Source organism: Micromonospora sp. NPDC005087 (assembly GCF_042872965.1).
Taxonomy (GTDB): domain Bacteria; phylum Actinomycetota; class Actinomycetes; order Mycobacteriales; family Micromonosporaceae; genus Micromonospora.
On the sequence record NZ_JBIALB010000030.1, the window covers coordinates 14,778 to 35,954 of the forward strand.

19 protein-coding genes and 3 pseudogenes are annotated in these 21,177 nt (G+C 68.5%); 9 read left to right on the top strand and 13 right to left on the bottom strand.

Annotation, left to right across the window (positions count from 1 at the left end; translation table 11 throughout):
* Positions 1-23 precede the first annotated feature (23 nt).
* From ACFYPS_RS33865 to ACFYPS_RS33875, 3 genes and pseudogenes are all read right to left on the bottom strand, one after another.
* Positions 24-824, bottom strand: a complete 801-nt coding sequence (locus ACFYPS_RS33865; RefSeq protein ID WP_387330149.1) for a cellulose binding domain-containing protein — start codon at positions 822-824, stop codon at positions 24-26.
* A gap of 52 nt (positions 825-876) precedes the next feature.
* A pseudogene (locus ACFYPS_RS33870) lies at positions 877-1,518 on the bottom strand (cellulose-binding protein); the annotation flags it as partial.
* A gap of 422 nt (positions 1,519-1,940) precedes the next feature.
* On the bottom strand, positions 1,941-2,537 hold the full coding sequence (locus tag ACFYPS_RS33875; RefSeq protein WP_387330152.1) for a hypothetical protein: 597 nt from the start codon (positions 2,535-2,537) through the stop codon (positions 1,941-1,943).
* Positions 2,538-2,654: 117 nt separating this feature from the next.
* Between ACFYPS_RS33875 and ACFYPS_RS33880 the strand changes: the two genes are divergently transcribed.
* Both ACFYPS_RS33880 and ACFYPS_RS33885 read left to right on the top strand, forming a co-directional pair.
* Positions 2,655-3,461 (top strand): inositol monophosphatase family protein, encoded by an 807-nt coding sequence (locus tag ACFYPS_RS33880; protein ID WP_387330155.1) that lies wholly within the window; start codon positions 2,655-2,657, stop codon positions 3,459-3,461.
* The gene (locus ACFYPS_RS33885; RefSeq protein ID WP_387330158.1) at positions 3,458-3,973 is read left to right on the top strand and encodes a hypothetical protein; all 516 of its coding nucleotides are present in this window, start codon (positions 3,458-3,460) and stop codon (positions 3,971-3,973) included. Before ACFYPS_RS33880 ends, ACFYPS_RS33885 begins: the two co-directional genes overlap by 4 nt.
* A gap of 59 nt (positions 3,974-4,032) precedes the next feature.
* Here the strand turns inward: ACFYPS_RS33885 and ACFYPS_RS33890 are convergent, their stop codons facing one another.
* The gene (locus ACFYPS_RS33890; RefSeq protein WP_387330161.1) at positions 4,033-4,902 is read right to left on the bottom strand and encodes an oxidoreductase; all 870 of its coding nucleotides are present in this window, start codon (positions 4,900-4,902) and stop codon (positions 4,033-4,035) included.
* A gap of 182 nt (positions 4,903-5,084) precedes the next feature.
* Between ACFYPS_RS33890 and ACFYPS_RS33895 the strand changes: the two genes are divergently transcribed.
* Entirely contained in the window at positions 5,085-5,948 is an 864-nt protein-coding gene (locus ACFYPS_RS33895; RefSeq protein WP_387330164.1) for a helix-turn-helix transcriptional regulator, read from the top strand.
* 58 nt (positions 5,949-6,006) lie between these two features.
* Here ACFYPS_RS33895 and ACFYPS_RS33900 read toward each other — a convergent pair whose 3' ends face one another.
* The gene (locus ACFYPS_RS33900) at positions 6,007-6,678 is read right to left on the bottom strand and encodes a helix-turn-helix transcriptional regulator (RefSeq protein ID WP_387330167.1); all 672 of its coding nucleotides are present in this window, start codon (positions 6,676-6,678) and stop codon (positions 6,007-6,009) included.
* A 200-nt stretch (positions 6,679-6,878) separates the two neighbouring features.
* Here ACFYPS_RS33900 and ACFYPS_RS33905 point away from each other — a divergent pair, with 200 nt between their 5' ends.
* Both ACFYPS_RS33905 and ACFYPS_RS33910 read left to right on the top strand, forming a co-directional pair.
* Positions 6,879-7,223: a hypothetical protein gene (locus ACFYPS_RS33905; RefSeq protein ID WP_387330170.1), complete on the top strand. Its 345-nt coding sequence runs from the start codon at positions 6,879-6,881 to the stop codon at positions 7,221-7,223.
* Positions 7,224-7,432: 209 nt separating this feature from the next.
* The gene (locus ACFYPS_RS33910; RefSeq protein ID WP_387330173.1) at positions 7,433-8,191 is read left to right on the top strand and encodes a class I SAM-dependent methyltransferase; all 759 of its coding nucleotides are present in this window, start codon (positions 7,433-7,435) and stop codon (positions 8,189-8,191) included.
* Between the two features lie 651 nt (positions 8,192-8,842).
* Here the strand turns inward: ACFYPS_RS33910 and ACFYPS_RS33915 are convergent.
* Positions 8,843-9,124, bottom strand: a complete 282-nt coding sequence (locus ACFYPS_RS33915) for a hypothetical protein (protein ID WP_387330200.1) — start codon at positions 9,122-9,124, stop codon at positions 8,843-8,845.
* Between the two features lie 412 nt (positions 9,125-9,536).
* Positions 9,537-9,794, bottom strand: a complete 258-nt coding sequence (locus ACFYPS_RS33920) for a hypothetical protein (protein WP_387330176.1) — start codon at positions 9,792-9,794, stop codon at positions 9,537-9,539.
* Positions 9,795-10,106: 312 nt separating this feature from the next.
* Between ACFYPS_RS33920 and ACFYPS_RS33925 the strand changes: the two genes are divergently transcribed.
* Both ACFYPS_RS33925 and ACFYPS_RS33930 read left to right on the top strand, forming a co-directional pair.
* Positions 10,107-11,012: an LPXTG cell wall anchor domain-containing protein gene (locus tag ACFYPS_RS33925; RefSeq protein WP_387330179.1), complete on the top strand. Its 906-nt coding sequence runs from the start codon at positions 10,107-10,109 to the stop codon at positions 11,010-11,012.
* Between the two features lie 86 nt (positions 11,013-11,098).
* Positions 11,099-11,435: pseudogene (locus ACFYPS_RS33930) on the top strand (integrase core domain-containing protein); the annotation flags it as partial.
* Between the two features lie 716 nt (positions 11,436-12,151).
* Here the strand turns inward: ACFYPS_RS33930 and ACFYPS_RS33935 are convergent.
* Together ACFYPS_RS33935 and ACFYPS_RS33940 are read right to left on the bottom strand one after the other, a co-directional pair.
* A complete protein-coding gene (locus ACFYPS_RS33935) occupies positions 12,152-12,460 on the bottom strand; it encodes a hypothetical protein (RefSeq protein ID WP_387330182.1) in 309 nt (102 codons plus the stop codon).
* 28 nt (positions 12,461-12,488) lie between these two features.
* The gene (locus ACFYPS_RS33940; RefSeq protein ID WP_387330185.1) at positions 12,489-12,611 is read right to left on the bottom strand and encodes a hypothetical protein; all 123 of its coding nucleotides are present in this window, start codon (positions 12,609-12,611) and stop codon (positions 12,489-12,491) included.
* Between the two features lie 180 nt (positions 12,612-12,791).
* Between ACFYPS_RS33940 and ACFYPS_RS33945 the strand changes: the two genes are divergently transcribed.
* Positions 12,792-13,037, top strand: a complete 246-nt coding sequence (locus ACFYPS_RS33945; protein ID WP_387330203.1) for a tyrosine-type recombinase/integrase — start codon at positions 12,792-12,794, stop codon at positions 13,035-13,037.
* Between the two features lie 356 nt (positions 13,038-13,393).
* Positions 13,394-14,857 carry an FAD-dependent monooxygenase gene (locus tag ACFYPS_RS33950; RefSeq protein ID WP_387330188.1) on the top strand — a complete coding sequence of 488 codons (1,464 nt, stop codon included), beginning with the start codon at positions 13,394-13,396 and terminating at the stop codon, positions 14,855-14,857.
* Positions 14,858-14,951: 94 nt separating this feature from the next.
* Here the strand turns inward: ACFYPS_RS33950 and ACFYPS_RS33955 are convergent.
* The 4 genes and pseudogenes from ACFYPS_RS33955 to ACFYPS_RS33970 all read right to left on the bottom strand — a co-directional run.
* Positions 14,952-15,212 (bottom strand): annotated as a pseudogene (locus tag ACFYPS_RS33955) (hypothetical protein); the annotation flags it as partial.
* Between the two features lie 112 nt (positions 15,213-15,324).
* Entirely contained in the window at positions 15,325-15,585 is a 261-nt protein-coding gene (locus tag ACFYPS_RS33960) for a hypothetical protein (RefSeq protein ID WP_387330191.1), read from the bottom strand.
* A 265-nt stretch (positions 15,586-15,850) separates the two neighbouring features.
* Complete coding sequence (locus tag ACFYPS_RS33965) at positions 15,851-15,976, bottom strand: hypothetical protein (RefSeq protein WP_387330194.1); 126 nt, start codon at positions 15,974-15,976, stop codon at positions 15,851-15,853.
* Positions 15,977-16,166: 190 nt separating this feature from the next.
* Positions 16,167-20,144: a carboxypeptidase regulatory-like domain-containing protein gene (locus tag ACFYPS_RS33970; protein WP_387330197.1), complete on the bottom strand. Its 3,978-nt coding sequence runs from the start codon at positions 20,142-20,144 to the stop codon at positions 16,167-16,169.
* Between the last annotated feature and the right edge of the window lie 1,033 nt (positions 20,145-21,177).

Sequence of the window (21,177 nt, forward strand, 5' to 3'; positions counted from 1 at the left end):
GCCCGGGAGATCGCCGAGCGGATCTAGGTCGCGGAGCAGGTGGGGGTCATTCCCCCACCGGTTCCGGTGCCCTGGTAGCCGAACTCGGTGAACTGGCCGGGGGCGATCGAGCCGTTGTGACCGACGTTGGTGAACCGCACCGCTCCGGTGTCCCCGCTCCGGTTGGCGTTCCAGGCGTTGGTGACGCCGGCGCCCGGCGGCAGGGTCATGGCGACCGTCCAGCCGTTGACCGGCGATGATCCCGCGGTCACCCGAACCGTGGCGACGAAACCGCCCGTCCACTGGTTGATCGACACCGTCGCCGAGCAGCCGGCGCCGGTCGGAGGCGGCGTGGTCGGCGGAGGGGTGGTCGGCGGCGGCGTGGTGGTGGGCGGGGTGGTCGGGCCGTCGGTGAGGGTCGGCGTCTGCCAGTCCCGCCAGTCGGCCAACCTGCCCAGCGCCCTGCTCGAAATCCTGATCACACCCGGATCGGTCCCCGTCTTCAGCAGGAACTTCCTGATGTTCTTCTGCAACGGGTCGCGCCACTCGGGCCGGTTGGCGCAGTGGCTGCCGTCCTGGACGTCGGACCAGTAGGTGATGTTGTCGCCCGCACCGAGCGCCCGGTAGACCTCCGCGCCGCCCAGGGCCGCCACACTCGCGGACCGGGGACCAAGGTTGGCGATGTGCGGGTTGTCCATGATGAACAGCCCTCGCGGCGCCACCATGGCCACCATCTCGTGCGTGTCCACCGGAAGCCTGGTCGGGCTGCCCGTGAACGAGCCGAACGCGTCCCCGAGCCACGGCTGCTCGCCGTACGCGCTGCTCAGACTCTGGGGCGCCCTCACCGGGGATCCCTCGGAAGATGGTCACACCGGCGCTACCCGACTCGATCGGCATGGTCAGAGCGATGCGCTGGTCGAACACACCGATCGCGAACGCGCCCTTGCCGTACCGCGAGCAACCCGTGACGCCCATCGCGTCGGCCTTGAGAATTCTGCCGTCCGACTGCTCGATGACGTCGATGATCCGGCTCACGCCCCAGCCCCAGGCGGCGAGCAGCCCGGTGCTGCTCGAGGAGCCGTAGATTCTGTAGAAGGCGCCCTGCTTGTTGTTCCGGGGCGTACCCTCTCGCCCGACCGCCAGGGGGTCGTAGCTGATGACGGCGGCGCCGGCGGCCTTGATGGTGGCCGTGTCCGCGCCGAACCCGCCCACGACCACGACGGCCGGGAAGGGTCCGGAACCACTCGGCAGCTCGACCCTCGCCGAGAAGCTGGCGCTCCTGCCGTTGTGATTCACATTCACCGTGATGGTGGTGTTCGAGACCGTCCCCGTGACGGTCTCCGGCTTCGCGGGCTTCTCGCCGTAGACGAACTTCTCGGCCAGTTCCCTGATCTCCGCTCGGCGGCACCGCCAGTCGGCCTTGGTGGAGATGGTCGTACCGTTCACCTTCCTGAACGGGTCGGGAAGCTTGGCGTTGGTGGGCAGGGAGCCCAGGTCAGGCAGGCCCGACACCGCGCAGTCGGCGCCCTCGTCCTCCACTGACGCCGCGGCGACGAGACTGCCGGCGACGGCCTACGCCGTGGGGATTCTCGCAACTACCGTCACCGCTCCAGCGACCGTGAGCGCTGTTATCGCCAGCGCGACGACCACGGAACGGGTCCTGGAACGGCCCGAGCTGATGATCACCAGGCTCTCCCTTCCGGGTGTGGTGGTGGGTGGCGGAGCGACAGTCGTGATCGATGGTCGCGAATGTCGAGCCTCGCTAAGTGTTGGCCGGGTTATCGGAAGGTGTCAATGTTCTTTCCGAAACTTTCGGCCACCCCTGGTGCCACCAACCAGGACGCCACCACACCCCGGAAGTCGTTAATCGCTGCGGATGGAGCCGGCCGGACACTCCCAGATATCGAAAGTTTTCGAAACAGATGGGTGCCAGCCCCCGACGCCCCCGTTCGGCCCGACCGTCAGTAGGCCCGGTGCCAGAGGGGGAGGAGCCCGGCGAGGATCAGCGCGGCGCCGATCGGCAGCAGGTCCAGGTTGACGGCGATGGACACGAAGCCGAGCAGTACCAGCGGCGGGCCCCAGCCTGGAATGAGTCGCGGACGGCCGACAGCGGCCCGCACCAGCAGGGTGAGTAGCCCGAACTGAAACAGCAGCGGGCCCACCGCCAGCACCGGATCCGGAAGTGGCGCGACATCGCCCAGCCGGGGAAAGAGGTCACCGAGGATCACCCAGAGGAACGCGGCCACGCCGACCAGCCCGGCGGCCGTCGCCACATGCAGAAGCACCCGGAGCCCGGTGCCCGGCGTGGTGCTCGAACCAGCGGCACCGGCGGACCCGAGCAACCGCCGCAGACCGACGACCAGACCCGCGAAGAGTACGAACGCGACCAGGAACAGGGCGTGGCCCAGGTCCCACGCCCAGCCCGGGCCGTGGTCGCCGTCCAGGCCGTCGATGATCCGCAGGATGCCGTAGAGCAGCAGGAGCACGGGGGCGCCGACGGCCGCCGTCCGCACCAGGTGGAACGGCTGACGGGAGACCCGTACATCGGTGTCGGTCATCGCCTCAGCCTGGCAGGGCGCCGACCGACCCTCCATCGGGATGTTCCTGTATCGGTCCCGGAGATGCCCACCCTGAGGTCTCTCGTCCACGGTCAGCATCCGTGTCATCCTGCTCGCATGGTGATCAAAGACGAAGACGTGGCGATCAGGGCAGCGCAGGCGGGAGCCGCTGTTGTGCGGGCCATGTACGGGGCCTCGCTGGCACGCTTCGACAAATCCGGCGGAGACTTCGCCACTGCCGCGGACCTCGAAGCGGAGAAGGTCATCCTCGACGTCCTTCGTTCCACCCGCCCGCAGGATGCCGTCACAGGTGAGGAGAGCGGACGCACGGGCGACAGCGCCGCCGAGCGGATGTGGCTGGTCGACCCCCTGTGCGGCACGCTGAACTACGCCGCGCGCACCATGCTGGTCGGAGTGAACGTCGCGCTGTGGACGGGTTCGACAGTCACTGCGGCCGCCTCAGCCGACCCGTTCGCCGATGAGGTGTTCTGGACTGACGGCACCCGTGCGTACGTGCGCCGCGACGAAGTGGACGAGCAGCTCAGGCCGTCGGCCGAGTCGGCGTTGGTGGACGTCAACCTCGATCCGCCGTTCCCGAACGCTCCAGAGTTCCGGGCTGTGCGGCTGCTCGCCGACGCGGGGTTCGTCGAGCGGTTCCGCCCACGCGTGGTCTCCACCAGCCTGGCGGTGGCATGGGTGGCAGCCGGCCGGCGAGCGGCGTACGTGACCGACGGCGACATGCGGGACAGCGTGCACTTCGCCGCTGGAATCGGCCTGTGCCGGGCAGCGGGATGCGTGGTGACCGACATCCAGGGGCAACCGCTGCACAGCGGCGCGGGCGGGCTCATCGTGGCGGCAGATCAGCAGACGCACGCCGCCCTGCTGGCGCTGGTCGAGCATCAGGGGGAAGGGGTCGCGCGGTGACCAGCCGGGCCGGTGAAGCGTTCGAGACCGACCGTGCCGTGTCCGACATCGAGGTGCTGCTCGCCGCGGACCTACCCACCGGTGGCGCGACGGTCAGCGAGGGGGACCCGGTCACCGGGGAGTGGACCGCCACCAGGGGCGAGGGCTTCCACATCGGCCCGCTCTGGGAGAGCGACGACCTCGTTGGGGTGTACGGGACGGAGTGGAACAAGGCGGAGGAGGCCGCGGCGGAGAACCTGGCCCTCGTCGTACGCGAACTGGACAGCCGGTGGGGACCGCACCGGCGGGTTTCCATGCGCGTGCCGCTCTTTCGGAATCAGGCGGGCGAACCCATGCCGGCAGTGTTCCAGGCTTTGTGCGATGTGGACTGTTACGGCGACCTGGCCGTCTGGGGGCCGCTGACGGTAAGCGGGCGATGGATCGCGGTCTCCGTCAACCAGTGCGACGGAGACGCCCCGATGATCCTGACGGCGGTCGTCAGCGACCGGCCCATCATCGAACTGGCGGACTGAACCCAGCCGGGTGTGCCGGGCCACGCGGAGGAGGGCAGAACATGCCGGACCCACCCGCCTCACCCGGCGCTGATGGCGTTCAGCTCTGCCAGCGCGTCGCCGGGAAGGGTCAGCGCGGTGGCGGAGAAGTTCTGGCGCAGGTGCGCGACGGATGAGGTGCCGGGGATGAGCAGAATGTTCGGGGAGCGCTGGAGCAGCCACGCCAGCGCGACCGCCATCGGTGTGTTGCCGAGACGCGTGGCGACGCCGTTCAGCACGTCGGACTGAAGCGGGGAGAAGCCGCCGAGCGGAAAGTAGGGCACGTAGGCGATGCCCTGTGCGGCGAGGGCGTCGACCATGTCGTCGTCGTCCCGGTTCGCGATGTTGTAGAAGTTCTGCACGCACACGATCGGGGCGATGGCCTGCGCCTCGGCGATCTGTTCGGCGTTGACCGTGCTGAGGCCGAGGTGCTTGATCAACCCCTCCTGCTGCAACTGCGCGAGCACGGCGAACGGCTCGGAGATGGAGCCGGGGATGGGCCGGTCGAAGCCGCCGACGCGCAGGTTGACCACGTCGAGCACGTCGAGCCCGAGGTGATCCAGGTTGTCGTACACGGCCTGGCGCAGCTGCTCGGGAGCCGGCGCCTTCACCCAGTTCCCCTCGTCATCCCGCAGCGACCCGACCTTCGTCACGACATGCAGGTCGTTCGGATACGGGCGCAGAGCCTCCTTGATGATCTCGTTGGTGACGTACGGGCCGTAGAAGTCGGCCGTGTCGATGTGGTTGATTCCCAGGTCGACGGCCTCACGCAGCACGGCCACCGCGGCGTCGCGGTCGGCCGGCGGACCGAAGGCGTGCGGGCCGGCCAACTGCATCGCGCCGTACCCCATCCGGGCGACCACAAGGTCCCCCATGGTGAATGCTCCGCCGGAAGGTGTGCTTGACGTCATGCCGAATTCCTCTCACTGTTGCCGTAAATCGGACGAGCTTCCCGCCGGATCGGGCGCCAGACGACGGCGCCAGCGGTGACGGCTCCACACTCCGCCCACCGGGGTGAAACAGGATGAGCCCCGGTGATCCTGGGAGTGGCAGGGACAGGCAGACCGCGACCCACGCGGTTAACCTGGGGAGGGTGCGCGACAACAATCTGCTCGGCGGCTACCTGCGGGCACGCCGCGAGCTCGTCCAGCCCGACAGCGTCGGCCTGCCCGCCGACGGGGTGCGGCGCGTAGCCGGGCTACGGCGTGAAGAGGTCGCCATGCTCGCCGGCATCAGCGCCGACTACTACCTGCGACTCGAGCAGGGCCGCGACCGCAATCCGTCGATGCAGGTCCTCGAGGCACTCGCCCGCGTCCTGCGCCTCGACGACGCGGCGACCGACTACCTGCTGAGCCTGGCCACACCACAGCCCCGGCACCGGCGACGCCGTCCACGGCGAGAAACCGTACCGGCCAGCATCCGTCAACTGCTCGACGTCGTGGGCATACCCGCGTTCGTCGAGGACCGCTATTTCGACGTGCTCGCCGCCAACAGCCTCGCCCGCGCGCTGTCGCCCAACCTGCAGGCCGGCCAGAACCGACTCACCGCCATGTTCCTCGACCCAGCCGAACGCGCGATGTACCCCGACTGGGACGTGGCCACGGCCAACCTGGTCGGCAGCTTCCGCAGGGCCGTGGGCACCGACACCGACGACCCGCGATTCGTCCAACTCGTCGGCGAACTGTCGCTGGCCAGCCCACGATTCCGACAGCTCTGGGCCCGGCACGACGTCCGGACCTGCGAGGGCATGCCCACCCGCATGCAGCACCCTCAGGTCGGCGAACTCATTCTCAACCGCGAGAAGCTCAGCGTCGGCGGCGCCAAAGGTCAACTGCTCGTTGTCTACCACGCTCAACCGGGCACGAGCAGCGCCGAGAAGATGGCCCTACTCGCCTCCCTGACGATCCCCGCGGCTCCGGTCACCCACGCTCCGGCCGCCGACATCGCCGCAGCCTGACAACCCCGCGCGCCGGCCGAGGCCGCGACGACGGGCGGCAGCCGCCTGAGGCGCCGGCTCAGCGTGCTGCCGGCGTCAGCCGCACACAGCACTGCCCCGGGCTCGGATCGAGCACCACAAGGTGCGGTTCCTCCGCACCGTCGGCGACGCCCCGCAGCAGCTGAAGGTTGACCCCGCACACGAGTGCCGTGAACTGCTGGGCGAGCCGATGGAACGGACAGTTCCCCAACGCCAGGGCGCCTCCGTTCTGATCCTGGCGCCGCGGCTCGTAGCCGGCCTCCTCGAGCGCCGCCACGACATCGTCCGCCGCCGCGCCGATCGATCTCCCGGCCTCGTACGCCGTTCGATCAAGCACCTCCTTGACGGGCGTCCCGGTGTCGATCGACTCTGCCACGGCCGCCGCGAGCAACCCGCCGACGAGGTCGTAGTGCCGCTCGGGCACTGACACCGCCACCTCGCCCGCCATCCGTCGGTACAGCTTCGCGGGACGACCCGCGCCGGGCCCCGTGCGGCCTGCTGGCCGGCGGTACTCGACGGCCAGCAGGCCCTGGTCCGCCAGCCGGTCGAGATGGAATGCGGCGATCCGCCGGCTGACCCCCAGAGCGTTGGCCGCAGCGTCACGGCTGATCGCGTCCGCGCTGCGGGCGACGAAGTCGAACACGGCTCGGCGTGTCGGGTCGTCGAGGGCGGCCAGGGCGGCGATGCGGTCGGGCCGGGGGCGAGGAGCCATGACCGAAGTGTAAAACACGCGCTTGTTGACTTTAGAAGGGAGCGCCCCTAGCGTCTCTAAAAGACAGACAATGCGTTTCTAGAAGATTGGGGACTCTCGTGGCCACCACCGCATCGAGCTCATCAACGATCGCTGGACTGACTGCACGCACAGGAGGCCCTGCCCAGCAAGCGTTCCTCTTGCTGCGCACCGTCTTCACGGTGGCGCCGATCGCGTTCGGCCTGGACAAGTTCTTCAACCTGTTGACCGAATGGCCGGGCTACCTGGCGCCCTTCGTCGACCGGCTCGTCCCGGGCACCGGGCAGCAGGCGATGTACGCCGTCGGCGTGATCGAGATCGTGGCCGGCCTCCTCGTGGCGGCGCGGCCCAAGTACGGCGCTGTCGTGGTGGCCGCCTGGCTGGCCGGGATCATCGTGAACCTTCTGCTGCTCGGTGAGTACTACGACGTGGCCCTGCGCGACTTCGGCCTACTCGTCGGCGCACTGGCGCTGTGGCGGCTGGCCAGCGGTCGCCGCACCGCAGATCCGTCCGCGCCCCGCCGGTAGCGACCAACGACGGACGGCAAGAGGCGTCTGACCGCCTTCTGGCAGGTCAGACGCCTCTCATCTTGTGCGCCGGTCCGGGCGAGTGGGTCGTGGGTGAAGCTCCGTCGCGCAGCCACCTTGTGGGGTGGCGCGACGACGAATATCGTGCCGATGTATCGGGGTGATATATCGAGGCGACGCTCACGGTCGCCGCCCAAGCGGGAGGTGCGATGAGGTCGATCGACTACGACACGGAGCAGCACCAGAACTACGCGCGCGGGCGCGCGCTCACCCAGCAGCAACTGCGGGTGTGGATCAACGCCTTTGCAGCGGTACTGCCCGAGCGGCGTCCGCTGGCGGGGCTGGACATCGGCTCGGGGACCGGCAGGTACACCCCCGCGCTGGCAGAAGAGTTCGGGCCAGTCACCGGCATCGAGCCGTCGGTCCGCATGCGCGAGGTCGCGCAGACGCAGTCCCAGCATCCCGGAGTGCGATATCTGGCAGGCGCCGCCGAGGACATGCCGTTGCCGTCCAACAGTGCCGACTACGCACTCATGTTCCTGTCCTGGCACCACGTTCAGGACAAGCCCCGGGCAGCCCGGGAACTGGCCAGGGTGCTCAGGCCCGGCGGGCGGCTGCTCCTGCGCGCGAATTTCAGCGACCACCATCCGCGGCCGTGGTGGCTGGAGCACTTCCCCAACGGTTACGCGGTGGACGCCTCGCTGTTTCAGCCGCTGCACGAGGCCATCGCGATGTTCACGTCGGTGGGCTGGCGCGTTGCCAGCTTTGGCACGGTCACCGAGCCGTCCTCGGGCACCTACGACGACGTGCTCGAACGGCTACGCCTGCGTACCCTCTCGTTCTTCGCGCAGCTCAGCCCCGACGACCTGGAGACCGGCTTCCGCCGGCTGGAGCAGGCGGTTGCCGCACACCCCGACGCACCAGCGCCCGTGTTCGCTGAGCCGCTGCTCACACTCGAACTGCGCTGATGGGCAAAGGCCGGTTGCTCTGATCCCAAGCCTCGGCCGGGCTGTCCGAAACGGTCCGTCCCCGGCGTCCGCGCCTGGCCCTGCTCCTGCCGGTGTCTGTCCGTACCTCCTGATCCGAGACCGTTGCTGTCAACGATTGCGCCCGGTCCCCGAGACTCAGCGGTTTACGAAGCAGGGGTACGCGTCGACTCGCCCATCGAGCCGCTGCACCAGGAGGCGGTCGCCTGCACGCCAGATCGTCTCACCCGGATGTACGAGAACCGGTTGATCCGGTACGAGGTAGCCCCAACGATCAATCAGCGTGAGGCGATCGGCCTGCTCGTGCAACGCGCGGCCCTTCCTCTTGGCCCTACTCATGCTCAGGAGCATCGGCCAGGCGGTAGACGAACTGCAACGGGTTCTCCGCCCGGAGCCATGTGCCCATCCCCCTCGCCGATGTCGAGATGTACGTGCTGATGGCCCTGTCCGGCATCGATGTTGATCTGGTCGAGCTGGGTGGCCGCCACCGACCATGTCGTCGAGGCGGCCATAGCCAGCGGGTGAACCGGCCAATCCGCAAATTCCGCCTGGCTGGTCTGAGGCTCCGTTGCAGGACTCTACGGCGGCCAGGCCGCGAGCTACCCGCGTTGCTGATGCCGTCGGGCCTGCTCCTCATCGGGGTGGTGACGGCGGCTCGGGTGGACGTTTCTTGACGCGGATCGCGTCGGAGGTGGCGATGCCGGTGAGGACGACAGGTGCGGTGATCGCGAACGCCAGTGGCGGTAGCAGGATCATCGCTGGCGAAGTGACTACGAGCGCCGGCACCCCGATCAGCCGAGAGCGCGCCGCGAGTACGGCGTACTCGAAAAGGGCGCGTCCTACGAGGAACAGGATCGGACCGCCGCTAATGACCGCGACCCATGCCGTGTCGGTGTGCCCTGAGGGATGCGCGATGACAAGCTTTCGCGCGTCGCCCGCTGGTCCTTCGTCGCGTCCGGCTCACCGTTTGCCGGCAACGCAGCAGCCTCGTTGGAGAAATGCTGCAAATGCGCACCGGCCCGCGGCCGCTCTGGCCCAGGGGGCCCGGGCTCAAGCCGGGCCGGGCATGTGGCGGTTCAGACCCTGCCCTGGAAGAAGGCGGAGGACGGATCGTGGCCGGAGAAGACTCTGTCGCGGAAGATGTCGCGCGCAGAGCTGGATGAGTGGTCGCGGCGGCACAGCGAGGAGTACGGCGACCAGAGCTGACAGACGCACGCTGGGTCCCGGACCGTTGGCGGTCCGGGCCTCAGCCGCGTTCTATCCCCGCCGTGCGGCCCCCGCGACCGCACCGGGGAGCACGCCCGCCCCACGCGATCGCCGATACTGGTCACCTCTCGGTGGGCGGGTTCTGCGGGCCGACGATCCATGCGATCTGGGCGCGCCGGCCTTCATGCTCGATCCAGAACTTCGGCAGAGGCCCTTGGTCCAGGTGTCCGCCCTCGGCGGCCGCGAGGGCGTGAACCTCGTTCAGGACGGTATCGGGGATGACGATGATGTTGTCGAAGCCCTCGACCCGCTGCGCTTCGTTGGTGTCCCAGGCCTCGTAGGCCGCCTGCATCAACGCGTACTGGATGTCAATCTCCACTGGTCGCCGTTCCCGGGTTGGCGTTGAGGGTGGTGCAGCAGGCATTCCCTCAGGGTCGCCCGTGCCCGGAACTTCGCTGCGAGGTAGGCGTGCAGGAGCCGGGCATGGGCCGAACAGCCGATCCGCTCTGTCGTCCAGCGTGCATGCTGCGGGCCGCGCGACCGACCGTCCCCGGCCAAACAGGTGACCGTCGCGGATTGACGACTGATAGTAGTGATCCTCGCGTTGTGCCTGGTCTGGGCGGTCGTTGATCCAGTCGGACTGCCCAGGTCCCGCCGGCGAGCGGGAACCGACACTCAGCCAAGGAGTTCTATGCGCACGCTCAAGATTATCGGCGCCGCGGTCGGCGCGTTCGTTCTCTCGTCCCTGGCTCTGGCCGGTCCCGCTCAGGCCGCGCCCGGTGATGCGGTGTGGACGGCCAACGGTGACTCGTCGATCACCAGCAAGCACTCCATCACCCTGGTCGGCAACAACACGTCGGTCGAGGCCGCGAACCTCGGCGTTGACGTCGAGGCCGGCGACGAGGTCCGCTTCTCCATCGCGCTGTCCGACGGGGCGGCGTGCAGCGGCGGCGCGCCCCGTGTCTTCGTGGTCGTGAACGGCACCAACACCAACTCGTGGGACCAGAACATCACCGCCGGCACACAGTGCGGCGAGGAAGGCACGATCACGTTCAAGATTCCGGCGGCCGGGACCATCGGGCAGGCCGGCGTGGTGTACGACAACGTCGCCGCCCCCGGCACGGTTGTGGTGTCGGACCTGCGGATCTCCGACGAGCTGGTCGACTTCCAGGCGGTCGAGCCGGGCGCCGAACCAACGAAGACGCCGACCACCCCGCCGACCAGCCAGCCCGAGCAGCCGCGCGACTGCGAGGCGTACGTCTACACCGGCACTGAGCAGAACCTGTGCGCCGACTTCCCCAACCCTCCCGGCACGGTTAACTGCTCCGACGTGAAGTACCGGGTCACGTTGGTGGACGTGAACAACGACCCGTGGGGCCTGGACGGCAACAGGGGCACGCCGGGGATTGGCTGCGAGTCCAACCCCCTCAAGCCGAACACCGCCCCGCCGACCACCAGCCCCGCGCCGGGCGCGGGCGGCGGCCTTCCCGTCACCGGTGTCAACGCCACTGCGCTCGGCGCCGTCGGTGTGATCGCGGTGCTGGCTGGCGTGGCGCTGGTGGTGGCGCGCCGCCGCCGGGTCCGCTTCGACGCCTGACCTTCACCGGAACGCCCCCGCTGCCGTGAGGTGGTGGGGGCGTTCGCGTTTGCCGGACCCGGCTACTGGCGCTGGTAGCCGTCGAGACGGGGCTGATCCACCATTCGGATGCCGGATACACGTCGTTCCGCTTCACCACCCACCTCGTCGACGCCGGCATCGACGCGTCCATCGGCAGCGTCCGGCGACGCCCTCGACAACGCGCTGATGGAATCCACGATCGGTCTCTACAAGACCGAGCTGATCAAGCCCCGGCGACCATGGCGCGGCCTCGCCCAGGTCGAACTGGCCACCGCCGAATGGGTCGACTGGTACAACCACCACCGGCTGCACTCCGCCCTGGGCTACCTGCCGCGGACCGAGTACGAATCGATGTTCTACGCTCACCACCACCCCGACCAGCAAGCCCTGGTCACAGTCTGAGGACTCCACCAGACGCGGGGCGGTTCACACGATCCTTGACACCAGGTCTTGACGGAGTGTCTGATCTAGTGCTGGTTTTGATCATATTCGGACGGCTGGACTGTACGTAGCGCCGGTTTAGTCGGTAGGTGAGGAAGTGCTGGTGGCGAGAGATTGTTGGTTCCGTAGCCCTAGCTGGGACCAGGCCGCTCGCACCGACCGTGCCGGTCGAGGCCGGGCTACTGGCCGACGCCATGCACCCCGCGACGAGACACGGTCATCCACGTGGGGAGGCAGAGCATGAAGATGCTATGGCGGCGGCGCGTCCTGGCCGCTGCCCTGTCGCTCACGGCGGCCGTTGGTGGCCTACTCGTGGCCGGCACGGCCCATGCACAGACAGTGGCCACCGGGTCTCTAAGCTTCAGCGGAGACAGCGGTGACTACATCAGCCAAGGTAAGTCGTACTCGTACTCCACCAGCAACGGCGACGCGTTGACCGTCTCCAGCTCGACCGGTAGCACGGTCAGCATCTCGGTCAACGCCTACAACGGCGACTGGTGGACCCTCACCTTCGACGCACCGGGCACGCAGGTTCTCGTCCCGCGCACCTATACCGCCGCGCACCGGCACCCGTTCAACGGGACCGGCCCAGGCCTGGAACTGAGTGGCGAAGGGCGGGGATGCAACGAGCTGACCGGCTCCGTCACCATCATCAAAGCGGTTTTCGGTCCCCGAGGCTATGTGCAGACCTTCGACGCTACGTTCGAGCAGCACTGTGAGGGAGGGGACCCGGCGGCGCGTGGTGAGATCCACATCTCGAACCGGCCACCGCCACCCGAGGTGGCGCCCAAGCCCGCCGCTACCACCAGGCCGCACGCCGCGACCACCAGGCCCGACGCCACGCCAAGCAGCAGGCCCAGCCCCACGCCGAGCAGCAGGCCCAGCGCCACGCCGAGCAGCAGGCCCAGCGCCACGCCGAGCAGCAGGCCCAGCGCCACCGCCGTCGGCAGCGGCAACACCTCCGCCAACGACACTGACGCCAACACCGCGGCGGTCGTGAGGAACGCCGTCTTCTCACCGCTTCTGCTGATCGGGGTGGGCCTCGTCGCCTTGGCCGGCCTCATCGCCGTCGGCCTCGCCGTCGGCCTCGTCATATACGTCCGCCGCCAGTAACTCGCAAGCACCCTCGACGTTCATGCGCCGGATTTGTACGCCCGCACGGTCTGCCCGATCCCAGGACCTCCATGACAGATCAGTCTCGGGACGGGGGTTACAAGTCCGGCTAGGCGACCTTGTCCGGGCATTCATGCTCCCAAGTCAGCGACGCGGGCGCCTGAGCCATCGTCGGTAGATTCAGAGACCCGCAGCGCCGATGAGATCTCCAGCAGGTCGCCAGGTGCTAAACGCAGCCCGCCCGTCCGGGTTGCGCCGGCTGTACCGCCCGTCACAGACCAACGCCACTCGTGCGCGACGCTGCTCTACGACCAGGCAGTGCCGCTCGAACGGATTCAGGACGTGCTCGGGCACAGCTCCCCAACGGTCACGAAGTCGATCTACGTAGAGGAGACTCGGCGGGTACAGCAAGACGCGGTGGACCGCCTCGGGTTCCTCTTCGACGCGTAGGCGTAGGGGTCAGCCGTGGGGGTCACAAAGATCAAGGGCCGGTCGCCCGTGACGGGAAACCGGCCCTTGACCTGCTGTGCGCCCGAAGGGACTCGAACCCCTAACCTTCTGATCCGTAGATCCCCAAGACCATGTCCAGGCCGTCCGGTCCGGTCCGCCTCGTCCTGGTCCTCAGACACTCGGCAACTCGATCCGTTCCGGTCCGTCCCGCCCAGTTCGCCCCGGTGGCTCCCACGTGTGGCTCCTAGGCTGTCAATTTGGGAATCGCACAGATCGGGCTCAGGTACCGCGTTTCGCCGGGTCGGCACAGCCCCGGTTGGCCTGGTTCACTCTGAGGTCACACCAGCCTATGGCTCGTGGGTGGCCCGCCGGCTTGTGCAAACGGATCGGCAAGTGACTACTACACCCCCCAAGCCTTGCCAAACATGAGCGTTGGCAAAGAACATCGACCCATGGACGCGGATGTGGTGATTGCCGGATGTGGACCGGTCGGAGCGGTGCTCGCCGCACTGCTCGGCGACCGTGGCATCCGCGTCGTCGTCGTGGACCCGGCGTCCGACGCCCGGTCTGGGCCGCACGCCCACCCGCGGGCGGCGGTCCTCGACTCGCACGTGCAGCGGATCCTCCGCCGCATTGACGGCCTAGACGACTGGGACGAGTGGGCGACGCCGTTGCGCCGTTCGCAACTGCTCGGCCCCGATCGCCGCCCGCTGCTGACGCTTCGCCTGGCGGATGGCGTCCCGGCTGGCGTCATGCTCGACCAGCCCCGCCTGGAGCGGGCACTACGCGACCGACTGGCGCGGATGCCCACGGTGCACCTCCACACCGGTCGGTCGGTGACGGCGCTCGAGCAGTCGGGCGACATCGTCGCCGTCACGCTCGACGACGGCTCGACGCTGACCGCCTCGTGGCTCGTCGGCTGCGACGGGGCGTCGAGCACCGTGCGGGGCCTCATCGGGGCCTCCTATGACGGCGTCAGCTACCCGGAGCCGTGGCTGGTGGTCGACGCCCGCACCGATGAGCCCAACACTGGCGAGCCGACGTTCTCCCACGTGCTCGACCCGGCCCGGCCGATGGTGACGTTCGAGCGACCGGGCGTTCGGAGGTGGGAGTGGATGCTGCTGCCCGACGAGGACCCGGTCGGCATGGTGGCGCGGATTGACGAGCTAATCCAGCCATGGGCGGATCCTGCGGCGCTGCGGGTCGAGCGGGCCGCGGTGTTCACGTTCCATGCCCGTACGGCCTCGGCATGGCGCCGCGGCCGCGTGCTGCTCGCCGGCGACGCCGCGCACTCGATGCCGCCGTTCACCGGTCAGGGCCTCGGCGCCGGCCTACGCGATGTCGCGACCCTGTCCTGGCTGCTGGCCGACGCGCCCGGCGACGTGGACCGCTACGAGCGCGAGCGGCGGCCGGCCGTGGCGCGGATGACCCGCACGGCGTTACTCACCGGCCGGGTCATGCTCGGCCGCAACCGTTTCACGGCAGCCGCGCTGCGCGGGTTGGTGCGGACCGCAGGGATGCTCCCAGGCCTCGACGCGCGCGTAGCCAGGGCAGCCGCAGCGCCTGAGCGCCTCCCCGACGGCACCCGGCAGCTGCCCGATGCCCCGCTCGTCGTTGACGGCCGGCGCACCAACCTCGACGCGCTGCTGGGCAACCGGTGGGGCGTTATCTGCGGCAAGGCAGGCAGCCTCGACCCCGGCACCAGGGCGTGGCTCACCACGCACGGCGCCGTCTTCGCCGACGTGGATAGGTTTGCAAAAGGGCAAGCGACGATCGTGCGCCCCGACCGCTTCATCGCGACCACCGTCCCGTTCGCCTGAGGGGCATCGTCACCTTAGGTCGGAGTCCTGCGGGCCGTCGAGGACGGCGACGAAACCGTACGCCGGGCAGATCGTCCGCCGCCCATGACCGTGACTATGAACCACGATGCTCGGCTATTTCATCCTCGGACCGGGCGAGCAGCCACAGATCGCCTCCTTCGAGGGCTGACGATGCCGCTCGTCGCGCACGAGCCGTCAGGTGGACCAACAGGTCGTCTCCCTGAGTGAGCGTTGCCGCCAGGTAGTAGCTGGTCACCGCTACGACGAGCAGGACGGCGGCGCCCAGAGCCGGGCGCACCCAGCCCGATCGGACCCGGCACCCGAAGGCGAAGGCGGCAACTGCCCACGTGGCCGTGGAGTTGCCGAGTTAGGCAAAGGGGTACGGCACCAACTTCATTCACAAGAAGTCGAGGAAGCCGAGGAGCAGGAAACCTCCCACCACGGCGGTGAGCGCCAATGGTCGACGATCAGGTCGCATGGTGGGCAGCAAGCATATTGAGTATGCCCCACGACGATGTCAGTCCCTTGGCACAGCCAGGCGACAGTGCCAGCGCTGCTCGCAGTTGCATCAGCGCCTCTGGGTCATATTGGTCAGCGAGGACCGGACGACGGTTGCGCCGCTTGCGAGTTGGTTCACCCGGCCCGGTTGAGTCGATGACCTGGACGCGAGTCGTGCTGTCCAAGGTCTCGGCCACTTCAGCAAGAAGATCGCTGATCACGCTCGTCATTCTTGTCGCACGGTGACGCGACAGCCACCAGAAGCCAACGAACCTTCGGATCATCGATGGTTTGCGAGGACACCGAGCATCGTGCGGTGGCCGTGAGCCACAGCCTAGACCTTGACCGATGGCGGGTCATTCTGGACGAAGCGGTGACGCGTGTCGCTGCCCGGTTCGCTCGGGCGGAGCCACGTGCGACAGCGGCGCAGTTTGTGGAAGGGCTGCTGTCGAAAACAGAACGCAAGACCTGCTGGTCGTTGGCCGAACGGGCTGGTCACGCCGATCCGCAGGCGATGCAGCGGCTGCTGCGTACGCCGTGTGGGACCCGGACGCCGTCCGCGATGACGTGCGTGACTGGCTGGTCGAGCAGCTCGGCCACCCCCGACGCGGTGCTAGTCACCGACGAGACGGTCATCGTCACGTCGACCGGGGCCACCGAGTCGGGGGTCTCCCTGATCCTGATGCCGGCGGAGCAGGCCGCTCAGGTCCGTTCGATGACCGACGGCGACCCGGCCACCTGGATGGTGACCGGGCCGCCGTCGTACAGGACGCACGCTACGGGACGCGCGCTACGGCGCCCCGTGTACGCGCTACCGGAGCGGGTCGAGCGAGAAGTCCGCCGTGACCGTCTTGCCCGCCTTGAGCGTGACCTTCGCCGTTTCAGGCGCGTAGCCCTGGACCGCGACGACCAGCGTGAGCGGGCTCACCGTCGAGTTGATCCAGTACGCGTACGTACCGTCGTCCTCGGTGACCAGCGTCTGGCGGTATCCCTTGCCGCCGGTCACCTGGACGATGGCGCCACCCAACGGCTCGCCGGTGGCCGCCGAGGTGACGGTGCCGGTGACCTTGCCCCACGACTTCGGGGCGGTGACGTTCATCGACACCGGCACCTCACCCACGTTATACGGCGTGTTGGTGCTGGCACCGATCGCGGCGGAGTACGCGCCCGGCTGGTCGACGTCGGCCGACATGGTCGCCTCCACCGTGACCGACTCGCCCGGCTCGAGCGTGACGGACGGGTTGTCGAAGGACACCCAGTCCGCCGGAGCGCCGCCCGTGCTACCCGTCACGTTCATCACGATGTGCATGCCCGGGAAGCCGATCGACGACGTGTCGGCCGGTTCGGAAATGCCGCAGTCCACCGAGGCGATGTACGACGGAGCCGTCTGGCCGGCGTTGTTCGAGCCGATGAAGAAGTAGCCATCCGCAGGGACGCTCACCTCGACCACCAGGGTGCCACCGGACGGAACCGCGCCCTCGACCGGGACCGTCACCAGAGTGCCGTTACCGGCCGGGACCGTGGCGTCGGCCGAGCCGATGAGCGTCATGTTGGCGTACCGCAGCTCGCCCTCGAGCGTGTAGAGGTTGACCGAGAGCGGCTGGCTCCCCTGGTTCGTCTCCACCCCGAACGACACGCTCGACACGTCCAGGCCGTTGAGCCCGAAGTCGGCCAGCGTGAACGTCCGCAGGTACGAGTTGTTCCGGGTGGTGAGGCCGTTGTTGCACGACGCCGAGTTGCCGGTCATGATCGCCTGCGACGCGGAGTGCGTGATGGTGTTCTCGTCGGCCGGGATCGGCGCCGCCTGAGGCGTCACCGACTCGCCCTTGACGTTCGAACGCGACATCGACGAGCCGGCCGCCGACAGCTTCCCCTTCGGGGCCACCGACGCCGGGACGGTCGCCTTACCCTTCACCGCCGTGAGAGCACCCGTGGCGAGCGGCGCGAACTCGCCGCTGCGGGCTTCCAGCTCGACCGACGCCGGGGCGGTGCCCTCGTTGGTGATCGTGAGCTCCTCGGTGTGCGAACCGCCCATCGGCAGTTCGGCGTGCGTGTCGCCGTCCGAAGCGATGGTCACCATGCCCGCGGCCAGCGCGGCGTCGAACCTCACGGTGCTGTCCTCGGTAACCATGACCGAGCCGGTGGCAGCCTCATACTTCGGCGCCGTGATCTCGACCGAGTAGCCACCGGTGAGGACCGACGTCGAGTACGTGCCGTCCGCTCCAGTGGTCACGGTCTTGCTCTGGGCCTCGGAAGAGACCGCCACGGTCGCGCCGGAGATCGGCGCACCCGTGTTCCGGTCGGTCACCGTGCCGGCCACCGTGCCTCGTGGCGCGGAGTCGTAGTGGATCGACATTCCGGCGTTGATCGCCGGGGTGTTGTAGGAGAACTGATGGGCGATGGTGCCGTTCTCGTTCTCGATACCCACCGTGGCCGAGCTGCCGGCCGCCGCTCCGCCCGAGTTCGCCCCGTAGCCGAGCTCGATCTCACCGTTTTCTAGGAGGGTCACGGAGAAGTTCGTCCGGTCGGCGCGGTTGGCGTAGAACGTGACGTTCCGGAACTCGAGGACGAACGCGTCCACGCCGTCGACCTGGGTGGTCGCGGTGTAGAGACCCGACGAGGCGTCGAAGTACAGGTCGTCCCACAGCGGGTAGATCGCGGCGTTAGGTGCGGCACTGTTCGGGATCGCGGTGTTGCTGTATGCGGTCGAGAGCCCGGCGAAGTTCACGTGGCCGTTGGTGGTCACGTACGCCGTCGTGTAGTCGCCCTCGTAGTTTGGGAACGAGAACGGCAGCGGGACCGTGGTCGCCGCGTCGTCACCGGTCAGGTTCACAAGGGTGTCACCCGTGGCGGCCCCGTCGCTGCCGACCGTGCAGAAGTACCCGAAGTCGTCGTACCGACGGGCGATCTCGGCGGTGACCGTCTCGTCACCGTCGACGACGACCTCCTCCGAGAACGCGCTCGTGCAGGTGCCGCCCTCGATCGAGATCGTGTAGGTGCCCTCGGGCACGTCGGCGAACGCGAACGCGCCGTTGGCGTCGGTGGTGACCGGGTCGATCGGTGCGGAGATGCTCACCGTGGTACCGACGAACGGGTTGCCCGTGGCGACGTCCGTGACGGTGCCGGTCACGGTGTGGCGTGGCGTGGCCTCGAGGTCGATGTCCACCGTGGTGGTCGCGTCGACGGTGACCGTGGCGCCGGTCGGGGCAGACGGCAGGTAGCCGAACGCCGAGGCCGAGACCTGGTAGTCGCCCACGGCGACGCGGACGGAGTACGTGCCGTCCGTGCCGGTGGTGACGGTACGGTCGTGCTCGCCGTCGACCGTCACGCGCGCCCCGCTGATCGGGTCGCCGTCGGTCTCGGTGACGGTGCCGTCAACGGTGCCCATGTCACCGATCGGCGCAGCGTCGATCAGCGCGGCCAGGTCGAGCGTGCCCTCGCCGTAGACGTTGTTGTTCTCGGCGGTGCCGCCGCAGGAGGTGTCGTCGACGTTGTGGGCGGTCTGGTTCAGCAGTTCCCAGGTGCCCGGAATGTCGCCGATCAGTGCCGGTGCGGCGCTCCACAGTACGGCGACGGCGCCCGCGAGGTGCGGGGCGGCCATCGAGGTGCCGTTGTAGAGCGCGTACCCATCACCGGGGACCGAGGAGCGAACGGCCACGCCCGGGGCCGAGATGTTCGGCTTGATCCCGCCGCCCTCACCCGGACCGCGCGAGGAGAAGGACGCGATGCGGCCCGAGGAGTCGACCGCGCCCGTCGAGTAGTTCGTAGTGTTCGCGCCCGGCGAGGAGGTCGTCTGGCAACCGGGACCGCTGTTGCCCGCCGACCAGGCGCCGAAGATGCCGGCGGCAGCCCACGCGTCGGTGATGTCCTGGTACCAGTCGTCGATGGCCCCGGCGGCGACCGCGCCCCACGAGTTGTTGACGACGTGCGGCCGCATCGCCGGGTCGGCGTCGGTGCCGTCCGTGCGGGTCGGCGCGGTGATCCACTGACCGGACTCGAGCAGGTCGGCGTCCGAGCAGGTGTCGCAGCCGTTGGCCTCGATCCACTGCGCGTCGGGCGCGACACCGATCTGGTTGCCCTGGCCGTCGTCGCCCATCATGGTGCCCATGGTGTGGGTGCCGTGCCCGTTCACGTCGCACGGATTGCCGGCGCCGCACCGCCCGGAGGAGTCGAAGAAGTTGTAGTTGTTGACGATTGTCCCGTCGGGCTGCCGACCGCGGTAACCGTCGGCGAGCGCCGGGTGGTCGAACTGGACGCCGGTGTCGACGCTCGACACGACGATGCCCTCGCCCGTGAAGCCCTGGGCCCAGACCTCAGGGGCGTTGATGAAGTCGAGGCCCCACTCGACCGTGGCCGGGGCGTTCGCCGGCGCCTTCTCGCGCTTGACCGGTTCGACGAGGTCAAACTTCGTGGTCTCGGTGATCTGGCTGACCTCGGACTGCGCGGCGAGCTCCTTGGCGAGCTCCAGCGTGCCGTCCTCGACGAGGATGCGGTTGCTGATCCAGAAGCTCTCGTAGTCGGCGTTGTTCGCCTCGAGCTGCTGGATCACGTCGGCCTGGGACGTCTTGGCCGTGCTGGTGAGCGCGTCGTAGACGTGCTGGCCGCGCTTGCCCCAGTCGGCGTTGTTCGACGCCGCGTCCAGGTTGGCCTTCGCCGACAGCTTCACCCAGAAGTCCGCCGAGTCGTGCGTGGTGAGCGTCTTCTCGACGGCCGAGGTGAGCTTGTCGGCCGGGTTGGCTGACGGTGCTGTGGTCGACGGCGCGGCGAACGCGGGTACTGCGCTCGCCATCGCTGTCGCGAGAACCGCGAAAGCCGCTGTCACGACTGACGCGCGTCTCGCATGTCTGGTTCGTGTGTGCACGGAACCTCCATGTACTAGCGCGCCGCAGAGACAGGACGCGCACGACACCCCACGGTCGTGGGCTATAGACCAACATGGATGATGCGGCACAGGTGGGTCTACCCGGCGGCATGGGCAACTCGGGAGCACTCCGGTCAACTCGCGGCTAACTGATGGTCAGCGCGTCATATCCGTGCGGCGTTTCCGGGTCCTCGTCCCAAACCCACGAGATGGCGGGTTCTCCGACATGGCATGACTCCGACAGGGGCGACCGATGAGTAAGTCACGAGGCTGCACGCACAGCAGATATCGACTCCGGTCGTTGGATGCTCGGAAGCGGCCCGCCGGCAGGGAAGGACCGCGTGGCCCGAACGACCAAACCGCTAGTACGTGGCAGCAGCGGACAACCGCGCCGGTTGCGCTGGGCGTAGTGCCCATGGGACTCACCATCGTGCCGGGGACCAGCACCGCGAGTGCCAGCCCACAGCCGACCGAGACCTACGTGGTGCAGATGGCACTCGACCCGGTCGTGGCCTACGAGGGCGGAGTTGCCGGCCTTGCCGTGCCCAAGCCCGCCCCCGGGCACAAGGTCGACCCGCGGTCGGCAGGGTCGTGTCGTACGTCGACCACCAGGAGGCCCGGCACGCCGCCGCCCTCAGCCGAGTCGGCGGCGGCAGGAAGCTCTACGACTTCAGTTACTCCTTCGACGGTTCGCCGCTCGGCTGACCGCCGATCAAGGAGAGTGTTCTCGACCCCGGCGACCGGGCGGTGCTGTGGATGGCAGACGACCACCTCGTGGCTCTCACGTCGCTGCTCCCGACCGACTCAGGATGGATCCTGTCACGCCATGGGCATCACCGACTCCGGCTGGGTCACGGGCATCGGCCTCTAAGAGGGCATCTCGTGCGACTTTGATCTGATACACGCTGTTGATGCCCTGCCGGCCCCTGCCTGTCCGAGCCGTGATCATCTATACATGACG

What these genes read in the sequence shown, in the direction of transcription:
- ACFYPS_RS33925 (WP_387330179.1), top strand. Translation starts at nt 10,107, where the DNA reads ATGCGCACGCTCAAGATTATCGGCGCCGCGGTCGGCGCGTTCGTTCTC.
- ACFYPS_RS33890 (WP_387330161.1), bottom strand. Translation starts at nt 4,902, where the DNA reads ATGACGTCAAGCACACCTTCCGGCGGAGCATTCACCATGGGGGACCTT.
- ACFYPS_RS33910 (WP_387330173.1), top strand. Translation starts at nt 7,433, where the DNA reads ATGAGGTCGATCGACTACGACACGGAGCAGCACCAGAACTACGCGCGC.
- ACFYPS_RS33970 (WP_387330197.1), bottom strand. Translation starts at nt 20,144, where the DNA reads ATGGCGAGCGCAGTACCCGCGTTCGCCGCGCCGTCGACCACAGCACCG.
- ACFYPS_RS33880 (WP_387330155.1), top strand. Translation starts at nt 2,655, where the DNA reads ATGGTGATCAAAGACGAAGACGTGGCGATCAGGGCAGCGCAGGCGGGA.
- ACFYPS_RS33875 (WP_387330152.1), bottom strand. Translation starts at nt 2,537, where the DNA reads ATGACCGACACCGATGTACGGGTCTCCCGTCAGCCGTTCCACCTGGTG.
- ACFYPS_RS33940 (WP_387330185.1), bottom strand. Translation starts at nt 12,611, where the DNA reads ATGAACGTCGAGGGTGCTTGCGAGTTACTGGCGGCGGACGTATATGAC.
- ACFYPS_RS33960 (WP_387330191.1), bottom strand. Translation starts at nt 15,585, where the DNA reads ATGACGAGCGTGATCAGCGATCTTCTTGCTGAAGTGGCCGAGACCTTG.
- ACFYPS_RS33900 (WP_387330167.1), bottom strand. Translation starts at nt 6,678, where the DNA reads ATGGCTCCTCGCCCCCGGCCCGACCGCATCGCCGCCCTGGCCGCCCTC.